Origin of the sequence: Facklamia sp. P12937 (assembly GCF_050409505.1) — a bacterium.
GTDB lineage: Bacteria > Bacillota > Bacilli > Lactobacillales > Aerococcaceae > Facklamia.
The window spans coordinates 1-21,385 of the sequence record NZ_JBNUPI010000009.1; the positions used below are offsets into that span (position 1 = coordinate 1).

At 37.9% G+C, this 21,385-nt stretch carries 19 protein-coding genes, 1 tRNA gene and 2 pseudogenes; 5 read left to right on the forward strand and 17 right to left on the reverse strand.

What is annotated here, in order from left to right; genetic code table 11:
• Positions 1 to 158 precede the first annotated feature (158 nt).
• From ACQV2R_RS04410 to ACQV2R_RS04425, 4 genes are all read right to left on the reverse strand, one after another.
• Positions 159 to 761 (reverse strand): superoxide dismutase, encoded by a 603-nt coding sequence (locus tag ACQV2R_RS04410; protein ID WP_428874313.1) that lies wholly within the window; start codon positions 759 to 761, stop codon positions 159 to 161.
• A 139-nt stretch (positions 762 to 900) separates the two neighbouring features.
• Positions 901 to 2,730, reverse strand: a complete 1,830-nt coding sequence (typA, locus tag ACQV2R_RS04415; protein ID WP_428874312.1) for a translational GTPase TypA — start codon at positions 2,728 to 2,730, stop codon at positions 901 to 903.
• 9 nt (positions 2,731 to 2,739) lie between these two features.
• The gene (locus tag ACQV2R_RS04420) at positions 2,740 to 3,519 is read right to left on the reverse strand and encodes an inositol monophosphatase family protein (RefSeq protein ID WP_428875365.1); all 780 of its coding nucleotides are present in this window, start codon (positions 3,517 to 3,519) and stop codon (positions 2,740 to 2,742) included.
• A 9-nt stretch (positions 3,520 to 3,528) separates the two neighbouring features.
• Positions 3,529 to 3,804, reverse strand: coding sequence for a UPF0223 family protein (locus tag ACQV2R_RS04425; protein ID WP_428875364.1), 276 nt, complete (start codon positions 3,802 to 3,804; stop codon positions 3,529 to 3,531).
• Positions 3,805 to 4,163: 359 nt separating this feature from the next.
• On the opposite strand from ACQV2R_RS04425, the pseudogene ACQV2R_RS04430 reads away from it, so the two are divergent.
• Together ACQV2R_RS04430 and ACQV2R_RS04435 are read left to right on the forward strand one after the other, a co-directional pair.
• Positions 4,164 to 4,424, forward strand: a pseudogene (locus ACQV2R_RS04430) (integrase core domain-containing protein); the annotation flags it as partial.
• A 260-nt stretch (positions 4,425 to 4,684) separates the two neighbouring features.
• A complete protein-coding gene (locus ACQV2R_RS04435) occupies positions 4,685 to 6,094 on the forward strand; it encodes an MATE family efflux transporter (RefSeq protein ID WP_428891869.1) in 1,410 nt (469 codons plus the stop codon).
• Between the two features lie 156 nt (positions 6,095 to 6,250).
• Here ACQV2R_RS04435 and lpdA read toward each other — a convergent pair whose 3' ends face one another.
• From lpdA to pdhA, 4 genes are all read right to left on the reverse strand, one after another.
• On the reverse strand, positions 6,251 to 7,657 hold the full coding sequence (gene lpdA, locus ACQV2R_RS04440; RefSeq protein ID WP_428874301.1) for a dihydrolipoyl dehydrogenase: 1,407 nt from the start codon (positions 7,655 to 7,657) through the stop codon (positions 6,251 to 6,253).
• A 7-nt stretch (positions 7,658 to 7,664) separates the two neighbouring features.
• Entirely contained in the window at positions 7,665 to 9,383 is a 1,719-nt protein-coding gene (locus tag ACQV2R_RS04445) for a dihydrolipoyllysine-residue acetyltransferase (protein ID WP_428891870.1), read from the reverse strand.
• Positions 9,384 to 9,455: 72 nt separating this feature from the next.
• Positions 9,456 to 10,433, reverse strand: coding sequence for an alpha-ketoacid dehydrogenase subunit beta (locus ACQV2R_RS04450; RefSeq protein WP_428874299.1), 978 nt, complete (start codon positions 10,431 to 10,433; stop codon positions 9,456 to 9,458).
• A gap of 2 nt (positions 10,434 to 10,435) precedes the next feature.
• Positions 10,436 to 11,545 carry a pyruvate dehydrogenase (acetyl-transferring) E1 component subunit alpha gene (gene pdhA / locus ACQV2R_RS04455; protein WP_428874298.1) on the reverse strand — a complete coding sequence of 370 codons (1,110 nt, stop codon included), beginning with the start codon at positions 11,543 to 11,545 and terminating at the stop codon, positions 10,436 to 10,438.
• Positions 11,546 to 11,837: 292 nt separating this feature from the next.
• Here pdhA and ACQV2R_RS04460 point away from each other — a divergent pair.
• The 3 genes and pseudogenes from ACQV2R_RS04460 to ACQV2R_RS04470 form a co-directional block, all read left to right on the forward strand.
• Positions 11,838 to 11,911, forward strand: a tRNA-Arg gene (locus tag ACQV2R_RS04460).
• A 156-nt stretch (positions 11,912 to 12,067) separates the two neighbouring features.
• Complete coding sequence (locus tag ACQV2R_RS04465; RefSeq protein ID WP_428891871.1) at positions 12,068 to 12,622, forward strand: hypothetical protein; 555 nt, start codon at positions 12,068 to 12,070, stop codon at positions 12,620 to 12,622.
• An 18-nt stretch (positions 12,623 to 12,640) separates the two neighbouring features.
• A pseudogene (locus tag ACQV2R_RS04470) lies at positions 12,641 to 12,775 on the forward strand (rhodanese-like domain-containing protein); the annotation flags it as partial.
• 97 nt (positions 12,776 to 12,872) lie between these two features.
• Here ACQV2R_RS04470 and efp read toward each other — a convergent pair.
• The 9 genes from efp to xseA all read right to left on the reverse strand — a co-directional run bounded on the left by efp (position 12,873) and on the right by xseA (position 21,377).
• Complete coding sequence (gene efp, locus ACQV2R_RS04475) at positions 12,873 to 13,436, reverse strand: elongation factor P (protein ID WP_428874295.1); 564 nt, start codon at positions 13,434 to 13,436, stop codon at positions 12,873 to 12,875.
• A 94-nt stretch (positions 13,437 to 13,530) separates the two neighbouring features.
• On the reverse strand, positions 13,531 to 14,097 hold the full coding sequence (gene def / locus ACQV2R_RS04480) for a peptide deformylase (RefSeq protein WP_428874293.1): 567 nt from the start codon (positions 14,095 to 14,097) through the stop codon (positions 13,531 to 13,533).
• A 24-nt stretch (positions 14,098 to 14,121) separates the two neighbouring features.
• On the reverse strand, positions 14,122 to 15,351 hold the full coding sequence (gene hflX, locus ACQV2R_RS04485; protein ID WP_428874291.1) for a GTPase HflX: 1,230 nt from the start codon (positions 15,349 to 15,351) through the stop codon (positions 14,122 to 14,124).
• The gene (gene miaA, locus ACQV2R_RS04490) at positions 15,344 to 16,300 is read right to left on the reverse strand and encodes a tRNA (adenosine(37)-N6)-dimethylallyltransferase MiaA (protein WP_428876143.1); all 957 of its coding nucleotides are present in this window, start codon (positions 16,298 to 16,300) and stop codon (positions 15,344 to 15,346) included. The genes hflX and miaA overlap by 8 nt, the downstream gene beginning before the upstream one ends.
• Before the next feature lie 11 nt (positions 16,301 to 16,311).
• Positions 16,312 to 18,036: a DNA repair protein RecN gene (gene recN, locus ACQV2R_RS04495; protein WP_428875299.1), complete on the reverse strand. Its 1,725-nt coding sequence runs from the start codon at positions 18,034 to 18,036 to the stop codon at positions 16,312 to 16,314.
• Between the two features lie 20 nt (positions 18,037 to 18,056).
• Positions 18,057 to 18,872 (reverse strand): TlyA family RNA methyltransferase, encoded by an 816-nt coding sequence (locus tag ACQV2R_RS04500; protein ID WP_428882402.1) that lies wholly within the window; start codon positions 18,870 to 18,872, stop codon positions 18,057 to 18,059.
• A 10-nt stretch (positions 18,873 to 18,882) separates the two neighbouring features.
• A complete protein-coding gene (locus ACQV2R_RS04505; RefSeq protein ID WP_428874286.1) occupies positions 18,883 to 19,764 on the reverse strand; it encodes a polyprenyl synthetase family protein in 882 nt (293 codons plus the stop codon).
• On the reverse strand, positions 19,761 to 20,006 hold the full coding sequence (locus tag ACQV2R_RS04510; RefSeq protein WP_428874285.1) for an exodeoxyribonuclease VII small subunit: 246 nt from the start codon (positions 20,004 to 20,006) through the stop codon (positions 19,761 to 19,763). The genes ACQV2R_RS04505 and ACQV2R_RS04510 overlap by 4 nt, the downstream gene beginning before the upstream one ends.
• Before the next feature lie 3 nt (positions 20,007 to 20,009).
• The gene (xseA, locus tag ACQV2R_RS04515; protein WP_428885188.1) at positions 20,010 to 21,377 is read right to left on the reverse strand and encodes an exodeoxyribonuclease VII large subunit; all 1,368 of its coding nucleotides are present in this window, start codon (positions 21,375 to 21,377) and stop codon (positions 20,010 to 20,012) included.
• Positions 21,378 to 21,385 lie beyond the last annotated feature (8 nt).

Here is a 21,385-nt window from a genome sequence, read left to right on the forward strand (position 1 = left end):
AAGTAACCAGTCGGTTACCTCACCTACTCATCAACCCTATTTGACAAAGAGCCAATTAAAAAAGCACTTACTTTTCTTAAGTTTAAAAACTTGGAAAGTAAGTGAAAACTAAATAGATAGTTTTAAAAATAATCATTATACTTATTTATTCATAAATATTATGCTGAAAAGCGTTCTGCAACTTTGTCCCAATTAATAATAGACCAGAAAGCTTTAACGTAGTCCGGACGTCTATTTTGATAGTTTAAGTAGTAAGCATGCTCCCAAACGTCTAAACCTAATAAAGGAGTTAAACCTTCAGTTAAAGGATTGTCTTGATTTGGAGTGCCTAAAACTTTTAGTTTGTCGCCATCTTTAACTAACCAACCCCAACCTGATCCAAATTGACCGGTTGCAGCTTTTGTAAATTCTTCTTGGAATTTTTCGAAAGACCCAAATTCTTCATCAATTTTCTTAGCTAAGTCTCCAGAAGGCTTGTTGTCTTCTTGAGGAGCTTGTAATGATTCCCAGAATAGCGAGTGGTTATAGTGGCCTCCACCATTGTTGCGAACAGCTGTTTGAATATCACTTGGAAGTGATTTTAAGCTCTTGATAATTTCTTCAATCGATTGGTCAGCATACTCGGTTCCCTCAACGGCTGCGTTTAATTTAGTAACATAACCATTGTGGTGTTTAGTATGGTGAATCTCCATGGTTTTTTGATCAATAGCGGGCTCTAAATTATCATATGCATAGGGTAATTCAGGTAATTTGAATGTCATTTTTACTCCTCCTAATTCTGTTATGATCTTTATCATATCATGCCACTATAGTCAGACAAAGAAATATGCTTATATATCTATTCACAAAGGCATTGAACCCAAAGATACTCTTTTATTATCTTCGAGTTCTATGTTTATATTATTTTTTATTTTTTTTCGCTTTTTCACGGGTTGATTTGTCTAGAATACGTTTGCGTAAACGGATTGCCATTGGTGTAATTTCACAATATTCATCATCTGCCATGAATTGTATAGCTTCTTCCAATGTCATTTTTTTAGTGGATTTAATCACAGCTGTTTGGTCTTTGTTAGCTGAACGGACATTCGTTAATTGTTTTGCTTTAGTGATATTAACCGTCAAATCATTCTCACGATTATGTTCGCCAACAATCATTCCTTCATATACCTCCGTACCAGGTTCAACAAAAATCGTTCCACGATCCTCAAGATTCATAATTGAATATGTGGTTGCTTGACCGCTATCGATGGAAACTAAGGTTCCGTTACGACGCTGACCAAGTTCTACATTAATCACCGGACGGTACTCATCATAAGTATGGTTCATAATGCCGTATCCCCTTGTTAAAGACATAAATTCGGTTGAGAAACCAATTAAACCACGAGCTGGAATTGAAAAGACCAGACGAATCTGTCCATTGCCAGAGTGAACCATATCTGCCATTTCACCCCGACGATTACTGATAGCCTCGATAATGCCCCCCATGTATTCTTCCGGGGTATCGATTTGAAGACGTTCAAATGGTTCTGACTTAACGCCATCGATTTCTCTTATAATCACTTGCGGACGTGAGACTTGGAATTCATAGCCTTGACGTCGCATATTTTCGATTAAGATCGATAAATGTAACTCCCCACGTCCAGCCACCTTGAAAGTATCTGGCGAGTCTGTTGGCGTAACATTTAAAGAAACGTCTGTATGCAATTCCTGCATCAAACGATCTTCCAAATTACGCGCAGTAACATACTTCCCTTCACGGCCAGCGAATGGAGAATTATTGGTTAAGAAGTTCATTTCTAGAGTTGGCTCATCGATATGAAGCAATGGCATAGCCTCTGGATTATCAACTGAAGCAATCGTTTCTCCTACATAAATATCATCCATTCCAGAAATTGCAATTAAGTCTCCGGCCATCGCTTCTTTAATTTCAATTCGGTCTAATCCAAGAAAACCATATAATTTTGTCACCCGGAAATTCTTCTTAGAGCCATCAATCTTAATAACCGTTACCGCATCCCCAACTTTGATCTTGCCACGGAAAACGCGACCGATTCCAATTCTGCCGACAAAGTCATTGTAATCAAGCATGGTGACTTGACACTGCAGTGGGTCATCTGAATTATCAATTGGTGCTGGAATATGTTCAATTACTGATTCAAAAATTGGATCCATGGTATTTTCTTGGTCTTGCAAATCACTAGAAAGCGAAGAAGTCCCATTAATAGCTGAAGCATAAACAACTGGGAACTCTAATTGATCATCATCTGCGCCTAATTCAATCAATAGGTTAAGCACTTCATCAACAACTACCTCCGGACGAGCCGATGGCTTATCAATTTTATTAACAACCACTAAAGGAGTCTTACCTTCTTCTAAGGCTTTCTTCAACACAAAGCGTGTTTGAGGCATAGTACCTTCATAAGCATCTACTACCAAGATAACGCCATCAACCATTTTCATAATACGTTCTACTTCACCACCGAAGTCTGCGTGTCCAGGCGTATCCATGATATTGATCCGTGTTCCCTTGTAATTTACAGCTGTATTTTTAGCTAAGATGGTAATGCCACGTTCTCTTTCAATATCATTGCGATCCATTGCACGATCGTCTATCTGAGCTCTAGCATCTAAAGTATCCGATTGCTTAAGGAGCTCATTAACCAAAGTGGTTTTACCATGGTCAACGTGGGCAATGATTGCAATATTTCTTATGTCATTTCTTATTTTCATTAAATTCTCCTAATTTTCTTTTGAATTAATTATCTGTAATACTTCCTCATAAACTGCAGCGTTAGAGAAGAGACCAGGATTCGCTGTTAAAAGATTCAGATCCTGTCCGTTAGGTTGACTATACTTAAAACCTAAAGATTCTAAAATTGCTACTCCCGCTGCAAAATCCCACGGCATTAAACGACTTGCTAAATAAAAAGCGGATTCCCCTCTAATAACGGAAATCATTTCATAAGCTGCACAACCATAAGACCTTGAACCCAGAGATGCATGTAATAATGCTTGACTATTAAATTGGTTTTCAACTAAAATGTGGGCGTTTGTCACCATAAGCCCTTGCTCTAACGAATTAATTTCTAATGGTATCAGAGGACGATCATTCAAAAAAGCGCCTTGACCGACAAACCCATAATAAAGATCGCCTTGCATTACATCATAGATATAGCCCGCTAGCGGCCGACCGTCTTTATATATACCAATCATGACGCCAAAAAAACGCCCTTGCTTGACAAAATTCAAAGTTCCATCAATCGGGTCAATTATCCATAAGACTCCATGAGTCTCTTTAATCGAATGTCCCTTTCCTTCTTCGCCTAATACACGATGGTCGGGATAGTAAGTGTTAATTTGTTGGGTAAAATAGGCTTCTACTTCTTTATCCATCCGTGTGACTAAATCACTTGCGTTCGTTTTTTCTTCAACCATTAAATTGGTATTCAAGGAAGCGATCAACGAGTCCCCAGCTGTTTTTAACCAAGATATTACACGTTGATGTAATTGAAAATCCATAGTGACCTCCTAAGGCATTTTTAACGTTTGGGAATCTTTCAATGTTTTAGCTTTTTGCATGCATCGATAGATAGAGTATCCCGAAGCCGCTTGAAATTCACGATCAATTTGTTTTTCTTCACTTATCGAATTGACAATTTCTTTAAATGCTCGATACTTATCTTTAATCCGTTCTACTCTAATTCCTCTTTCATAGGCGGATTCAACCCCTGCTAAAAAATCAACAACGATCGTAATTTCTTGACTTGACCAATCTTCATTTAATGGATAGGAATAACTAGACATCTTATTACACCTCCAACAAATTCATTTCGGTTAATACTAATATAACGCATTTTTACGCAAATGAAAAAGTATTTCGAATATAAAACGTTTTCTTAATAAGATACATTGTTCTACTCAATCAAAAAGCGGATCCTAGTCAATAGAGCATACTAATTACCGTCAAAAACTCCTCACATTCAATATTTTGAACGCCTCAAATATAAAATGTTAAAAATAGTGTTTTATTTGCAACGTATCTTTTTATCTTTCATTCATGGATCTGTTTCTTGCTTGTTTAGAAAGGCATAATACTCCGGTGAAAGAGTGTTGGTAAACTCTCTTTCCACTTTCGGGACTACTTTGAGCGTTAAGCATACTTTTTTGAAGAGATATCAGAGAGTAAGGAGATAGAGTATCTCAAGACCCGTCCCTATTCTCTATGGCAGAACGGCATAGTTGAAAGAAGTCACCGAGAAGATGGGGAACGATTCTACAATCGTCGAGAATTTAAGAGTGTGCAAGAATTGAAGAAAGCACATCGTCGATATGTGAACCGAGGCAATAATATCCATCGAAAGGTTTTAAATTTTAAGAGTCCCAATGAAGTAGTACGCGAATACTTTAGGAACAAGCCTGCTTAGTCTTGCCCATGATCTCAAATTCTTTATTTCTGTCAAGGATCGCTCCGCTTTCCTCTTTGACAGATATAAAGAATTTGAGGGCTAGACGCTAAGACATAAGCATGCCATTTTAGAAGCACCTTGTGTAACATATGTTTGACAACTCTAGATCACAAATTTTCTTGTTTAATTGGATCGTTTTACCTTTAGAATTTTTTTATGTTATAATGGGAAGTCGATTATCATAATAAAAATAAATTTGCTAAGGAAGGAAGAAATTTGTGACAGAAACTAATCCCTCGCTTGAAATTCCTAACATACACAACCCTCTTGAAACTGAACCCGTGTCCAAATTACTTAAACAATTTGCAATTCCCAGTATTATTGCCAACCTGGCCAACTCTCTTTACAATATCGTAGATCAAATCTTTATTGGACAAGGAGTTGGCTATTTAGGAAATGCAGCAACCAATATCGCTTTTCCGATAACGACGGTCTGTTTAGCCATCGGATTACTCACAGGAATTGGCGCCGCTGCTAACTTTAATTTAACTATTGGTCGAAAAGATTTCACTACGGCTCGCAATACACTCGCAACAGCCTTTGGATTTTTACTTTTATCGGGAATTCTTCTCGCTCTTGTAATCTTTTGGCAAGCAGGTCCACTAATGAAATTTTTCGGAGCTACTGAAAAAGTTTATCCTCTGTCCGTTCAATATGTACAAATTATTGCTATCGGTATTCCTTTTTTTATGTTGAATATTGGTGGAGCAAATCTCGTTAGAGCAGATGGTAGTGCAAAATACTCCATGATAAGTGTTCTCGTAGGGGCAGCAATCAATACAGCATTGAACCCTCTGTTTATTTTCGGATTTAATTGGGGAATGCGTGGTGCTGCTTTGGCCACAATTATCGGGCAAATAGTCTCAGGACTTTTTATTCTTGCTTATATTCCAAAATTCAAACTAGTATCCATTCATTTTCGTGAAATAACTATCCAACTGAACGAACTTTGGCAAATATTTAAACTGGGTATCAACTCTTTTGTCTTTCAGTTGTCAAATACCGTCGTTCAAATTGTCCTCAATAATACTCTTAAATTTGCCGGAGCCAACTCTATTTACGGAGCGGATATCCCAATCGCTGCTGCTGGTATTACCATTAAAATTAACACCTTGTTCATAGGTGTTGTCATCGGAATCGTTCAAGGAGCTCAACCTATTTTGGGTGTCAATTACGGCGCTAGAAACTATCAGCGCGTTAGAGACACTTTCAAATTAGAGATGAAAGTTTTAGCCGCTTTCTCATTAATAATGTTTGTTATCTTCCAAACCCTCACCCGTCCTTTAATCCGTATCTTTGGTAATGGTGAGGAGTTATACTTTACTTATGCCATGCATTACTTACGTAGCTTTTTATTCATGACGGTTATTATAGGCATGCACATTGGAATGGCAAATCTCCTATCAGCCATTGGTTATGGCTTTAAGAGTGCATTATTGGCCCTTAGTAAACAGATTTTTTTCTTGCTTCCCCTCATTTTGTTTTTTGGCCACCAGTTCGGTGTCGAACAAGTCCCTTTGGCAGCCCCTATCGCGGACGTAATGGCTTTTATCTTAGCTAGCTATGTCATTTATCATCAATTCCAATCAATGCCAAAAAAGGATCTGGGAACACTGCCACCTCTTTAAGGATGCAAATCGTCTAACCTTAAAATTTAAGCCCCCTGCATGATTTTTGCATGGGGCTTAAATTTTTCCCCTAGTTGATTATTAAATACTGTCCCTTTTAGAAAACGAATAAAAAAACCCTTGATAGAAGTTGTTCTATCAGGGGTTATAGAGTTATTACATGTGAATTGGCATGCCGAGTGCTGCTTCAGCTGCATCCATCGTTGCTTCACTTAACGTTGGGTGCGCATGAACAGTTAAGGCAATATCTTCAGCATTCATACCGGCTTCAATTGCGAGGGTGATTTCTGCTAATACATCTGAGGCACTTGGCCCAGCCACTTGAGCTCCGATAATAACATCGTCCTCTTTTCTTGTAACCAAACGAACAAAACCATTATAGTGATCTAAAGCTACTGCACGGCCATTACCACCGAATGGGAATTTAGTTACAGTTACATCAATCCCCGCTTCTTTAGCAGAGTCCTTAGTGTGTCCTGCTGAAGCTAATTCAGTGTCAGAATAACATACAGACGGCATGGCTTTATAATCAACAATGTCTTTTCCACCAGAAATTGCTGATGCAGCAACTTTCGCTTCGAATGAAGCTTTATGGGCTAACATGGCTCCAGGAACGATATCGCCAATGGCAAAAATGTTTGGATTAGAAGTACGTCCTTGATTATCTACTTTAACCAATCCACGTTCATCTAATTCAACACCTGCTTGTTCCAAACCACAGTTGTCAGTGTTTGGACGGCGTCCTACAGTAACCATTACATAGTCCGCTTCAACTTGAATTTCTTTACCTTTGCGCTCATAAGTTACAACCACACGGTCTCCCTTTTCCTCAGCCTTCTTAGCCATTGCGTTTGTGACAATTTCGGCTCCTAAAGCTTTTAGATCTCTTTCAACAAGACGTGTCATATCCTTTTCAAATGAAGGAATAAATTGTTTAGATCCTTCTAAGATAGTCACATTTGTTCCTAGATTTGCATAAACGCCTCCTAGCTCTGTACCGATAATTCCACCACCGATAACCACTAGATCTTTAGGAATTTCAGGCAAGTTTAATCCACCTGTTGAGTCAATCACACGGCCTTTGAATTCAAAACCTGGAATTTCAATAGGGCGAGATCCTGTTGCAACAATTGCATTTTTGAAAGTATAGGTTTGCGCTTCTTCACCGTTGACAACACGAAGAGTATCTTTATCAGAGAAAAAAGCTTCTCCTTCAATAATCTCCACCTTATTTTTCTTAAGAAGCATTTCCACACCAGAAGTCATTTTCGCTACAACTTCATTTTGCTTCCAATTTTGGGTTTTTTCCCAATCAATTTCCACATTTGAAGTAGATACACCAAATGTTTCACCATGTTTTGCTTGATGATACACGTGTCCTGCTTGAATCAAGGCTTTTGAAGGAATACAACCCACGTTTAAACAAACGCCTCCTAAGTATTCTCTTTCAATAATTGCTACTTTTTGTCCAAGCTGTGCAGCACGAATAGCTGCTACATAGCCTCCAGGACCTGCTCCAATTACGACGGTATCCAATTCCATTGCGAAATCTCCAACTACCATTTGATCACTATCCTTCCATTAATAATAGTTCTGGGTCTGCAAGAAAACGTTTCACTTCATTCAGTGCACGCTGTGCAGTTGCTCCATCAACAATACGGTGGTCAAAGCTTAATGACAACTTACATACACGTCCCACAGCTAATTCACCCGCTTCATTGACAACTGGCTGTTGCACAATCGAACCGAATCCTAAGATGACTACTTCAGGATGATTGATAATCGGGCTGAACCACTTTCCGCCGGCTGAACCAATATTTGAAATAGTCATTGTTCCACCTGACATTTCAGACATCAATAATGAACCATCATGAGCCTTTTCAGAAAGCTCAACAATTTCATTAGCAATTTGGAACATATTCTTAGTATTAGCTTCTTTAATGTTTGGAACGTATAGTCCCCGTTCTGTATCTGTCGCAATACCTACATTATAATAGTTTTTGTAAACAATTTCATTAGAAACATCATCAATTGATGAATTTATCACTGGATATTGCTTAGCAGCTGCGATTAAAGCCTTCACAACATATGGAAGAAAAGTCAATTTGACCTCTTTATCAGCAGCAATGACCTTATATTTCTTACGGTGTTCCCATAGTTTAGACACTTCAACTTCATCGAATAAAGTAACATGGGGAGCCGTATGCTTAGAATTGACCATTGCCTTAGCGATGGCATTTCTAGTGCCTGATAAAGGCACACGTTCTTCACGCTCAGTTTGATTGGATACAAATGGCTTTGCTTCAGATTTTGACTGTTGAGCTTCCGTTTTAGCCGCAATTTCTTCATTTGTGCTAGAAGTAGCCACTTTTTGCTCAGACTTATTAACTGGTAACTCCATTTTGGCCGATGCGGCGAAGTTATTAATATCTTCGGCTGTGATGCGACCGTTCTTGCCGGTTCCTGCTACTCGTGTGATATCAATTGCCCTATCACGTGCAAGTTTACGAACGGATGGCATTGCTAATACGCGACGGTTCTCTACCTCTTCATCCGATAACCCTTGAACATGTGGTGACTCTTTAGTTACTGTCGTTTCAATTACTGGGTTTTTCTCAACTGGCGAGGCTGCATCATCATAAGAGTTTGCTAGCGCTTCTCCTTGTTCTTCCCTACTAGTTGAATTGTCGGTTTGACCATTGTGTTCTGGCGAGTCAATTTCAACTAAAACTTGCCCTAATTGCGCAATTTGACCAGTCTGTACATGAATTTTCTTAACGATGCCAGAAACTGGAGAAGGTAATTCTTCAATTGATTTATCATTTTGAACTTCTACTAAGGTTTCGTCTTCTTTAATTGTTTCACCTTCCTTTACGGACCAAGAAACAATTTCTCCTTCCATAATCCCTTCCCCTAAAGCAGGTAATTTAAATTGGAAAAATGCTGTGTTCGAATTGGCTTTTGCTGTTTGATCTACTTTTGAATCAGATGCTTCTTTGGCTGGACTCGCCGGCGTTTCTTCTCTCTCAGGGTTAGCTTCGTTTTCAAATCCTGGCGCATCAATTTCAACAATTATTTGACCGAGCTGAGCAATTTGACCGGTTGCTACATGAATTTTTTTTATAGTTCCAGAAACTGGAGAAGGTAATTCTTCAACGGATTTATCATTTTGGACCTCGACTAAAGTGTCATCTTCTTTAATTGTGTCTCCTTCTTTAACCGCCCAAGAGACGATTTCACCTTCCATAATCCCTTCGCCCAAAGCTGGTAATTTAAATTGGAATGCCATATAATTTTTCTCCTTTTCTTAACTTGACTCGAAAGCAAGCAGATGGAACATCTGCTTGAAATCATTTATCGTCTAAAAATCTTCTAATTCCTTAGCCTTGGCCACAATATCTTCTGCATTTGGTAACCAGTCTCTTTCAGCCATTCCAAATGGGAAGATGGTATCAGGAGCAGCTACGAATCCAATTGGTGCTTTCAGAGAAAGAACTGCACGTTCAGAAATCTCAGCAATCACTTTGCTTCCAACACCCGCTTGACGTTGCGCTTCTTGAACTACAATTACTTTTCCTGTTTTTTCTACCGAAGCAATAATTGTTTCAATATCTAATGGTTGAACTGTTCTTAAGTCAAGTACCTCAACATCAACGCCTTCTTTAGCTAATTTTTCTGCTGCTTTGACCGATTCTTGTACCATAGCACCATATGCAATTAAAGTTAAGTCTGTACCTTCTTTAACAACTTTTGCCTTGCCTAAAGGAACAGTGTATTCTCCTTCTGGAACTTCCTCACGGAAAGAACGGTACAATTTCATGTGTTCCAAAAAGTACACTGGATCGTTATCTCGGATCGCTGAAATTAATAAGCCTTTAGCATCATATGGATTAGAAGGAATTACCACTTTAAGGCCTGGTGATTGAGCTAAGAGACCTTCTAATGAGTCTGCATGAAGCTCAGGTGTGTGAACTCCTCCACCAAAAGGAGAACGGAATGTAATTGGTAGGTTACGGGAAGCTCCCATACGGTAACGGGTACGCGCGGCTTGAGCTACAACAGAGTCCATTGTTTCAAAAACAAATCCATTAAATTGAATCTCAGGAATTGGACGGAATCCTTCAAGAGCTAGCCCGATAGCCATGCCACTTATACCAGATTCAGCTAACGGTGTATCCATTACACGTTCTTCGCCAAATTCTTCTTGTAAGCCTTGAGTAGCTCGGAAAACCCCACCATTTTTACCCACATCTTCTCCAAAAACAAGTGTGCGGTCGTTTGTGCGCAATTCATTGGCTAAGGCTTCTGTAATAGCCTCAATCATTGTTAATTTAGCCATAATTATTTATTCTCCTTTGCTTCAAATTTACTAATTTGTTCTTGTGTTACAAAATCTGGTGTCTCATACATATTTTTTAAAAAATCTGAGATTTTTTGTTTTGGTTCTTGGTCAGCTAATTTAATGGCATCTCTAACTTCTTCTTTTGTCCTTTGAATAACTTCTTCTTCTTGTTCTTCTGACCAAAGTCCTTTAGCAGTTAGGTAGTTACGCATACGAATTAAAGGATCTTTAGCGCGCCATTCTGCTTGAGAGCCTTCTGCTTGGTAACGTTTTGGATCATCTCCAGAAAGGGTATGAGGACCAAAACGATAACAAACAGTCTCGATTAGTACCGGTCCATTACCTGCAATCGCATATTCCCTAGCAGCCTTTGTAACTGCATAAACAGCTAAAATATCCATCCCATCCACTTGAATACCAGGAATGCCGGCTGCTACAGCTTTTTGAGCTAAAGTCGGTGCGGCTGTTTGGACAGAACGGGGCGTTGAAATCGCCCAGCCATTATTTTGAACAACAAAGACAGCTGGTGATTGATATGCACCAGCAAAGTTAATTCCTTCATAAAAGTCTCCTTGTGAAGAACCACCATCACCCGTCCATGTCATCGCAATCGCTTGTCGTTTATTCTTTTTAATTCCTAAGGCAACTCCCGCTGCTTGAACATACTGTGCACCAATAATAATTTGTGGTGGATACGCCTTTAGGTCTTCATCAAAAGTTGATCCAGCTACATGTCCTTTTGACCATAGAAAAGCCTTATATAAAGGAAGTCCATGCTTAATTAATTGAGGAACATCACGGTAACCAGGTAACAGTACATCTTCTTTTTCAGTAGCCAATACAGTACCTAATTGAGAAGCTTCTTGACCAGAGGTTGGAGCATAGAAACCTAAACGTCCTTGACGGTTAAGCGCTGTTGAACGCTCAAATAATTCGCGAGCCCAAACCATTTCTTCCATAAATTTAACCATGTCTTCCTCAGTAACATCACCTAAAAGATCTGGATTAACAATCTTCCCCGCTTCATCCATCACTTGAACCATTGAAAAATCAAAATTATCTGGCATCAATAATTCATCCATTGTCACTTTTGCTTTAGCTCGTGCCATTCTTTCACATTCCTCTCATTTTTTGTCCTTAATAACAGTTAAATTAAAACTGTAGCAATAATTGCTCATTTTCAACGATAACACCTTAGCTGCCCAATTGCAAGAAAAAAGATGAGTTATGCATACAATTACAATTAAATCATAGGTTTTTATAATAAACTTTGATAAAAAATGCACAAAGAACTCTGTTTTATCTGTTATAATTTTCAGTGATAATCTGTTATATTTAGTGATTTTTTATGAAACAGCTTGACAATCAAAAAAAAAAAAACTATAATAATGTAGCTGTTATGTGCCAGTAGCTCAGCTGGATAGAGCAACGGTCTTCTAAACCGTAGGTCGCAGGTTCGAATCCTGCCTGGCATATTTTATAACATTAAACCACCTCAATTGTTCTCTATTAATAGAGTTCGTTGAGGTGGTTTTTATTTTGATTATTTAATATTCTGATAGGTTGCTTCTACTTATATAATTATTTCACAGATGTTTATTACCATTTATTACTCAATAGTACTAAAATACATGAAGGAAGGATATTATAAAAAAATCATAAATATACTTTTAGTATTTTTATTATCACTAGGTCTTAGCTCGTATAACAGTTTTATTGCATTTGCAAGTGACACGGAGAACTCAAGTGCTGAAACAGCTGAGCGTGAGTTAAATGGAGATAAAGCTGATTTCAATCGTTTCAATGGAGTTTATATCGTTGATGTCAATTATTTGGCTTCCAGATTTGGCAATTCAGATACTATAATTATTGACACCCGCGGTCAAAAAGAAGCAAAAAAAGGCCATGTTTCAGGAGCAATTGCTAAATCTGATATTCAATTGGTTAAAGATCAAATAACCTTAGAACCAGTGGAAGCAACTGTCAAAGATATCGATCGTACAGCTGTTATTGATACACACGAATTAACTGAGACAATTGCCAATTATAAAATCCTTGACTCACTTGAAAAAAAGGTGGTCATTTGCCTGGCGCAATTAATATTCCATATACAGAATACAGACCTTTATAATGAGGAGGTTTTATTAAAATCAAATGAAGAATTCGAAGCTCTTTTCATAGAATAAGGATTTAATAAAGAGGATGCCATCGTCACTTATTGTCCAAGCAATTTTCGTTCGGCCTATATGCAATTAATTATGGAAATGCTAGGTTTTGAAAATGTTAAGAACTATGAAGGTTCTTATTATAATTGGGCAACCTTTACTGAACTTGATTAACTGATTAAAAGCCCCTTGCTGAATCTTTAATCAGCAAGGGGCTTTTATCTTCGAACAATCATGATATAAAAAATTCATTAAGCTGCGTCTTTTAAACTTATTTGTTAGCTCTTCCCTTATAAGATCCGTCAGCTGTTCCAATTTCTAATGCTTCACCTGCTTCAATAAAATCAGGGACGTTTACAACTAAACCTGTTTCCATTGTAGCTGGCTTGCCTGAGCCAGTAACGGTTGCTCCCTTAATCGAAGGTTGAGTTTCCGAAACAGTCAAGACAACCGTTCCTGGTAATTCAACTCCGATTACTTCATGACCGAAGAATTGAATTTTACAGTTCATATTATCTAATAAATAGAATAGCTCATTTTCAATGGTATCAGCTGGCAGTTCATATTGCTCGTATGTTTCTAAATCCATAAACACAGCCATACCGTCCATTTTGTAAAGATATTGAACTTCTTTAGTGTCTAAATATGCGCGTTCAAACTTTTGATCAGGTCGAAAAGTAGTATCATAGGTTGCACCTGAGCGAACATTACGAAGCTTCATACGCATAACAGTATTTCCTTTACCCGGTTTATGGTGACTAGCTTCTAAAACTTTAATCAAGTTTCCCTCGTCCACAAAAGTCATACCGGCTTTTAAATCTGTTGCTGAAATCATCTTATCTTCTCCTAACTTCTTCAAATTACTTAAGTATTATATCATAGAATATTAAATTCAAACAATCTATTCTCTAGATTAGCTAATACTTAAACTAAATTATTATTAAATCCTTGTTAGCATACCAAGGCGCTTGCTCATTAATATGATCATAAAACATGATACCATGCAAATGATCAATTTCATGCTGAGCTACCACAGCTTGATAATTCCTTAATTTTAAACTATGTTCATTCCCTTCCAGATCTTGATACTTGAGTGTTATTCTTTGTGGACGAGGCACATAACCTTCTACTTCACGATCCACTGATAAGCACCCTTCACCTTCACTTAAAGCGACTTCCTGAACAGAGTGTCTCGTAATCACTGGGTTAACGAAAATTTGACTCATTTCTTCACCAGAAATGTTGCCTTCATCATCAAATTGATAAATATGCATAGCAAATATCTGTTTGCTTATATTTATCTGTGGGGCTGCTAAACCTACCCCCGGTCTTAACCCATATTTTTCTGCTTTTTCCTTATCTTGGCTATTCTTTAGAAACTCTAACATTTCCATGGCTTTTTGTTTTAACGAAGGATCCATTGGGAAAGTTACCTTTTTTGCTTTTAAACGCAAGGTTGGGTGACCTTCTTTAATAATATCTTTCATCGTTAACATTTTCATCCTCCTTTATAGTCTCTGCTAGTCATTTTGTTTACGACGGTATCCTGTCACTCGATAGAATTGATTTTCTTCATCGAAGTCTAAACTCTCGACTAGCGTATTTTGTTGGTAATGCGATAAGAGGTCTGCTTCTTCGGGTAAAATTTTTACAGAGTATGCCTCAGCTGACTGAATACAAAGAGCCCAAATCGCTTCTTTTAATTTTTCAATGTCCGTCGCTTCTAAAGCGGAAATCGTTATATTTGGTTTTTGAACAGCAACAAATGACTCTTCCATTGCATCTTTTTTATTATAAACCGTTAAAACCGGAATATGGTCTGCTTCAATATCTTTCAAAATACGGTTGACTGTTTCTTCATGCATGAGATGGGCAGGATTGGAAGCATCAACCACATGTAGTAAGACATCCATATAACGGATTTCTTCCAATGTTGACTTGAAGGATTCGATTAATTGAGTAGGTAGTTCTTCAATAAAACCGACGGTATCTGTCAAAGTAAACATTGGGTGACCATGAATGGCAAATTGTCTAGTGAGAGGATCTAGAGTGGCAAATAATTGATCTTGTACGAAAGTTTCACTTTCCGTTACTTGACTCAAAATAGTCGATTTGCCAGCATTAGTATAGCCTACTAAGCCAATGTTAAACTCACGACCACTGTGGCGATTTTCGCGTGTTCGTTTACGATGCTGCACCACTTCCTGCAAATCTTTTTTTATTTGGGTAATGCGAGAGCGGATATGACGGCGATCGGTCTCTAATTGCGTTTCACCTGGACCTCTGGTACCTATCCCTCCTCCCAAACGAGACAGAGACTTACCTTGGCCACCAATTCTTGGTAATAAATATTGATATTGCGCTAAACCAACTTGTAGCTTTCCTTCGCGACTCTTAGCTCGCATGGCAAAGATATCGAGGATTAATTGAACACGGTCAATGACTTTCACACCTAATTCAGCCTCAATTACTTTGTTCATACTTGGTGAGAGTGCATTAAAAAAGATAACTAGGTCAATAGCGTCACTTTCTACATAGAGCCGGATTTCTTCTAACTTGCCAGACCCAACGGCAGAATGATGATTGAGTCTGGGTAAGTTTTGTATCATTGTTTTAATGACCACACCCTTTGCTGTTTGGGTCAAGGATTCCATCTCTGAGATTAATTCCATAAAACGATCTTCTTGATAAGTATCCGTTCGGATACCCACTATTAGGACTCGTTCAGGCCCTTTTCTTGTTTCAATCATTTTTCTCCCTTTCAATTTCTTCTAGGAAATTTGCGATTAATTCATTTGCTTCATCTTCATAATCTGGATTGCTTAAATCAATCCAATGCTGATTTTTCATGCGGTTACGATACCAAGTTAATTGTCTTTTTGCATAGCGCCGGCTATTTTGCTGGATAGTCGTAATCGTTTCTTTAAGTGATTGATTTTGCTCAAAATAAGGCCACCACTCTTTATAGCCAATACCTTTCATACTTGAAAGCTCTAGATTTTTGTTAAGCTGATACAGCTGATGGACTTCATTTTCCAATCCTTCTTCGACCATTAATTCAACTCTGCGGTTAATTCGACTATACAATTCCTCGCGCGGACGATTTAAAATAATCAATAATTCATTAAACCGTGATTGACGGTTACTTATATCGGTCTGACTTGAAAAAAGTTTGCCTGTTTGCTTAATAACTTCTAAAGCTCGTACAATCCGACGGCCATTTTGTATTGGGATTTTCTTTGCAGCTAAAGGGTCGATAGCATTCAATTCTTGCCATAGAATACCTTCGCCTTCGTTTTGCAATCTTTCTTCTAAATGTTTACGGTAGTGAGAATCCATTGATTCCTGACCACCAAATGAAAGGTCATAAAGTAAACCCTCTAAATAAAGACCTGTCCCCCCCACTAATATGGGCAAGTCTCCTTCCGCCGAAATTTGTTCGATTGCACGATTGGCATCGGCCTGAAACTGACTGGCATCATAATTATCTTGCGGGTCGTAGATGTCTAAGAGATGGTGAGGTACTCCTGACATTTCTTCCGATTTAATTTTTCCTGTTCCAATATCCAATCCACGATATACTTGCATTGAATCCGCATTAATAATCTGCCCTTTGAAACGTTTAGCCAAACGGATTGAAAGAGTGGTTTTCCCAACTCCTGTTGGTCCTGTAATCACTACTATCGGTAGTTTATTCAAACAAAAACCCCCTAATTCTTTTGATAGGATGTGAGCAGGTCTTGAGCTACTTGTAGACTGGATTCAGATTGTACTTCACCAGACATCATGCCAGCAATCATGGCTACTCGCTCTTCTTCTGATAAATAATCCACTTGTGTAACCGTGCGCTCTTGATTAATTTCTTTTTTAATAATTAGCTGTTGATTGGCTGCGGCAGCTACTTGTGCTAAATGGGTGATGCATAAGACTTGTTTATTTTGAGCGATTTTAGCCAGTTTACTCGCTATAGCACTAGCGACTCTACCAGAAACCCCTGTATCAATTTCATCAAATATTAAGGTCTCAACTGCTTGATTTCTTGCGAAAATTGTCTTCAAGGCCAACATAAATCGTGAAAGTTCACCACCAGATGCTATTTTAGCCAGTGGTTGACTTTCTTCTCCCAAATTAGTCCTTGAGTAGAATTCAACTTGGTCCATACCCGCTTCATTCAAACGTAAATAAGAATTGGAAAAGAATGGTTGCAAATTAGAATCAGACTCTACCTGTCGCATCTTGACCTCAAATTCAGTATGCGGCATGTAGAGTTCTTTTAATTGACCTTCAACTTCTGAGACAATTGCTTTGGCTGCTTCTTTACGGAGATTGGATATGCTTTGAGCTAATTCAAAGGCTTCTTCATAAGTTTTGAGGAAGGCTTCCTGTGTTTGTTTTTGATAACTTTCAAAATGTTTAATTTGATCAATTTCCTTAACGAGTTCAAGCTGGTAATCGATTAACTCTTCAATATTACGTCCATATTTTTTTTGAACTTTTTCCAACTGACTTAGTCTTCTTTGAATTTCATCCATCACCTGTTCATCATAATCTGGCACATCAAAAGAAAAAGCAATTTCTCGGCTTAATTCTTTTAAATCTACTTGCAGGCCTTGTAAGCGCTCCTCAAATGACAAATATTGATTATCAAATCTTCCCAAGTGCTGTAACAGATAAAGCACTCGCTCAATTTGCTGATCGACACTAGCTTCTTGATCGGTCATTAGCTGGTTGATTTCATTAAGATACTGACTCATTAACTGTGCATTTTGAAGTCTCTTGCTTTGTTGTAGCAGTTGCTGATCCTCATCTGCCACTAAATCTAAATTTTTTAATTCTTCTAACTGAAACTCTAAATAATTTAAACGTTGAAGTGCATCTTGTTCGTCAAATTTCTTAGTTAACAATTGCTGTCTTAAATCTTGATAGTGATTATAAACTAGCTGATATTTTTCTTTAACTTGAAGTAAGCTCTCACTAGCAAAAAGATCCAGTAACTCAAGATGTCGTGAGGAGTCTAACAGAGCTTGATGTTCATTTTGACCATGAATATCTACCAAATAACGACCAATTCGTTTTAGCATGGTCACATTAGCTGGTCGTTGATTAATTTTAATAACATTTCGTCCACTCTTATGGATCTCGCGTTGAATCAAAAGGGCATCTTCTGGATCCTCAATTTCAATTCCAATTGCTTGCAATTGCATTAAGAGCTTTTCATTTCCTTGTAAACTAAAAAGACCTTCAATAAAGAGATTTGGGCTTCCTTTTCGCACAAACTCAGTAGACCCTCTTCCACCACATAAGATACCAATCGCATCAATAATAATCGACTTTCCCGCTCCAGTTTCCCCTGAGAGCACTGTCATCTGTTCATCAAAATCAATAGAAACTTGATCAATAATTGCAAAGTTTTCAATTCTTAAACTGATTAACATAAGGCACCTCTTTGCATTGTTTATTCAAAAGCTTGATGGCTCTCCTCCACAATTTTTGCGATGGCAATTGTTGAGTGGCTTTGATTATCTACTTGCCTAGCATTGATTAAATGCACTAAATATTCAATATTCCCTTCGCCTCCTGTAATTGGCGAATAGGTAAGCTCTTTAATAACAAAGCCAATTTTACTAATAAAGGCTAATACTTCTTCAAGGACCTCTTGATGAACTGCTGGGTCTTTTATGACACCCTTTTTACCAATCCGACTAGGTCCTGCTTCAAATTGTGGTTTAATCAAGGCAATAACAGAACCATCTTTTTTTAGAATCGGCTGTAATGGTGGCAAAATTAAAGCTAAAGAAATAAAAGAGACATCAATTGTTGCTATTGTTGGCTGTCCTTTTGTAAAATCTTCGAAGCGAGCATAGCGAAAGTTTTGCCGTTCCATTACGACTACTCTAGGATCTTGTCTTAAGGAATAAGCTAATTGATTGTAACCTACATCTAAAGCATAAGATAAGCGTGCGCCATTTTGTAAAGCCACATCGGTAAATCCTCCTGTTGAAGCACCGATATCTAAAAGTAGATGGTCTGTAATATCAATATTGAAAGAAGATAAGGCTCTTTCTAACTTTAATCCCCCACGCGATACATAAGGGAAAGGTTTCCCTTTCAGATAGAGCTCGCGATCAATCGGTATTTTTTCACCTGGTTTATCATAGCGCTGATCGTTTTGATCATAGATTTTTCCTGACATAACCAGACGGCGTGCTTGTTCACGTGAGTGAGTAATTCCTGCTTGGACCACTAGCTTATCGACTCGTTCTTTTTTCATTCATTACTCCTTATAGGTGTTTTTCAAGAGGTGATAGAAAGTTATCTAACTGTTTGAAAGATTTATGGCTAAGCTTTTCTAAATCGTTTAAAGCTTTTCTTGCTAACTTGATTTCTTCAATCAAACTCGCTTTAGCTTGTCCTACTCCTAAAAGACTAGGATAAGTTGATTTATGATTGATAATATCTGAGTAAGTTAAGCTATCCACTTCTTCATTCAAGTCTATGACATCTTTTAGATCATTATGAATTTGATACGCAACACCGTAGTGCTGTCCAAAAGTAATCATTAGATCGCTTTCAGCTTGATCAGCCTCTAAAATAATTGTAGCTGCTTTCATAGCAAATATAAATAAAAGGCCAGTTTTCATCAAATGAATTTGTTGTAACTGCTCAATGTCTATCGTTTTATTTTCTGCCTTAATGTCATAAAGCTGTCCAGCAACCATTCCAGATGAACCTGCAGCATGAGCCAATTCTCTGATCAGAGCGACCTTCTGATGGGCTTGCAAGCTTTCATCTTTAGATAAAATTGCGAAAGCATCCGCTTGAAGGGCATCACCAGCTAAGATTGCTGTGGCTTCATCAAACCTAACGTGAGAGGTTGGTTGGCCTCTTCGCAGTTTATCATCATCCATGGCTGGTAAGTCATCATGGATTAAAGAATAAGTATGGATAAATTCTAAAGCAATGGCTGTTAACATAGCCTGATCAATTTTCTTTTTGTTAAAAATCGCAATAGTTGTCAGTAAAAGTAAGGGTCTTAATCTCTTTCCACCGCTATTAAGCGAGTAGACCATTGGCTTCACCATTTCTAAAGGTGAATTTAAAGAGATAACTTGCTCTTGCAAAGCCTGTTCAAATTTGGAACGTAAGGGCCCACCTAATATCATTCTGTTTTATTCTCCTCATCTAAAGGCTGTAATCCCGATTCAGTCATCATTTTGGTAACTGTCGCTTCGGCTTCCGTTAATTCTTCTTGGCAATGCTGACTTAATGAAATTCCTTTTTGAAAGGCTTGTAAGGCATCTTGAAGTGGTAGTGTCCCTCTTTCTAATTGTTGAACAATTTCTTCTAACTCTTGTAAAGCTTGTTCAAAACTAATGGTTGATTCTACTGTTTTATTTTCTGTCATCGATTAATCCTCCCTATCTATTGGCTCATTTTTATCGAGTGATTCTACTAAAACATTCGCACACCCCTTATATAATTGGATATTTAAACGGTCTCCTTCAGTTAATTGATGACTTGAAGTTACTTGTTGACCTTCTTTTTCAACTAAAGAATATCCTCTTGCCATTATTTTCAGCGGACTATATGCATCTAATAAGGCACTTGCCTTCATGTGCCTATCGTATTTTCTTCTTAAATAATCATTGAAGGAGCGTTGTAAACTTAGTTGAAGTGTCCCTAATTTTTCTTGACGGTAGCTAATTTGTTGTTGAGGATTATAAGCATATACAGCCTGTTTTAGTTGATTGATTTTTTGTTTTTGGCGTGAAAAATATTGTTCTTGACGCATTTTCAATCGTTCATTTAAATGCATAACACTCTGCACGTAGGATTGGTACAGTCTTTCTGGCTGAGTAAGAACATATGATCGAGCAGATCTTGCCAGACGCTCTTGAGACCATTCTAAGCGCCCTCGAAAAGCATTTATTAATCGTACTTGTTGCTGGCTAATCGTCATTAAAACTTCTTGCAGCACAGGAACAGATAGTTCCGCTGCAGCAGTCGGAGTTGGAGCTCTTAAATCAGCCACTAAATCAGCAATCGTAGTATCGGTTTCATGGCCAATCGAAGATATTACTGGCAAGGGACATGCAAGAATAGCATGGGCAACTCCTTCATCGTTAAAACACCATAAGTCCTCAATCGAACCACCTCCGCGTGCTAAGATAACACCATCGAAAGAAATAGTGCTTTCTTCTAGCCGCTTAAATGACGCAACAATTTCTTTAGCCGCTTCCTTACCTTGAACTTTAGTAGGAAAGACAACAATTTCGACAATTGGATAACGACGTTGAACAGTCGTAATAATGTCACGTATGACAGAACCCGATGGGCTAGTTATCACTGCTAGTCGTTTAGGATATTTACATATTTTTCTCTTGGGACGATCAAAAAGTCCCTGGGCTTTCATTTTTTCTTTTAATTGTTCAAGTGCTAGGTATAAAGAGCCAATTCCATCAGGCTCAATATTTTCAACATAAAGTTGATACCTTCCTCCACCTTCATAAACTCCTACTCTAGCCGTTACAAAAACTTTCATGCCTTCTTCTAATTGGAATTTTAAACGGTGAAATTGACTCTTGAACATAATCGCATTAATTTGGACTTGGCCTTCTTTTAAAGAAAAATATTGATGAGAATTAGGACGATAACGGTAGTTAGAAATCTCTCCCAAGACTCTAATCCTTTGAATATGCGGGTCACGATCAAATTTTTGACTGATATATTTTGATAAGGCTCCTACCGTGATATAGTTCTTTTGATCTTGGGTCACTCCATCAC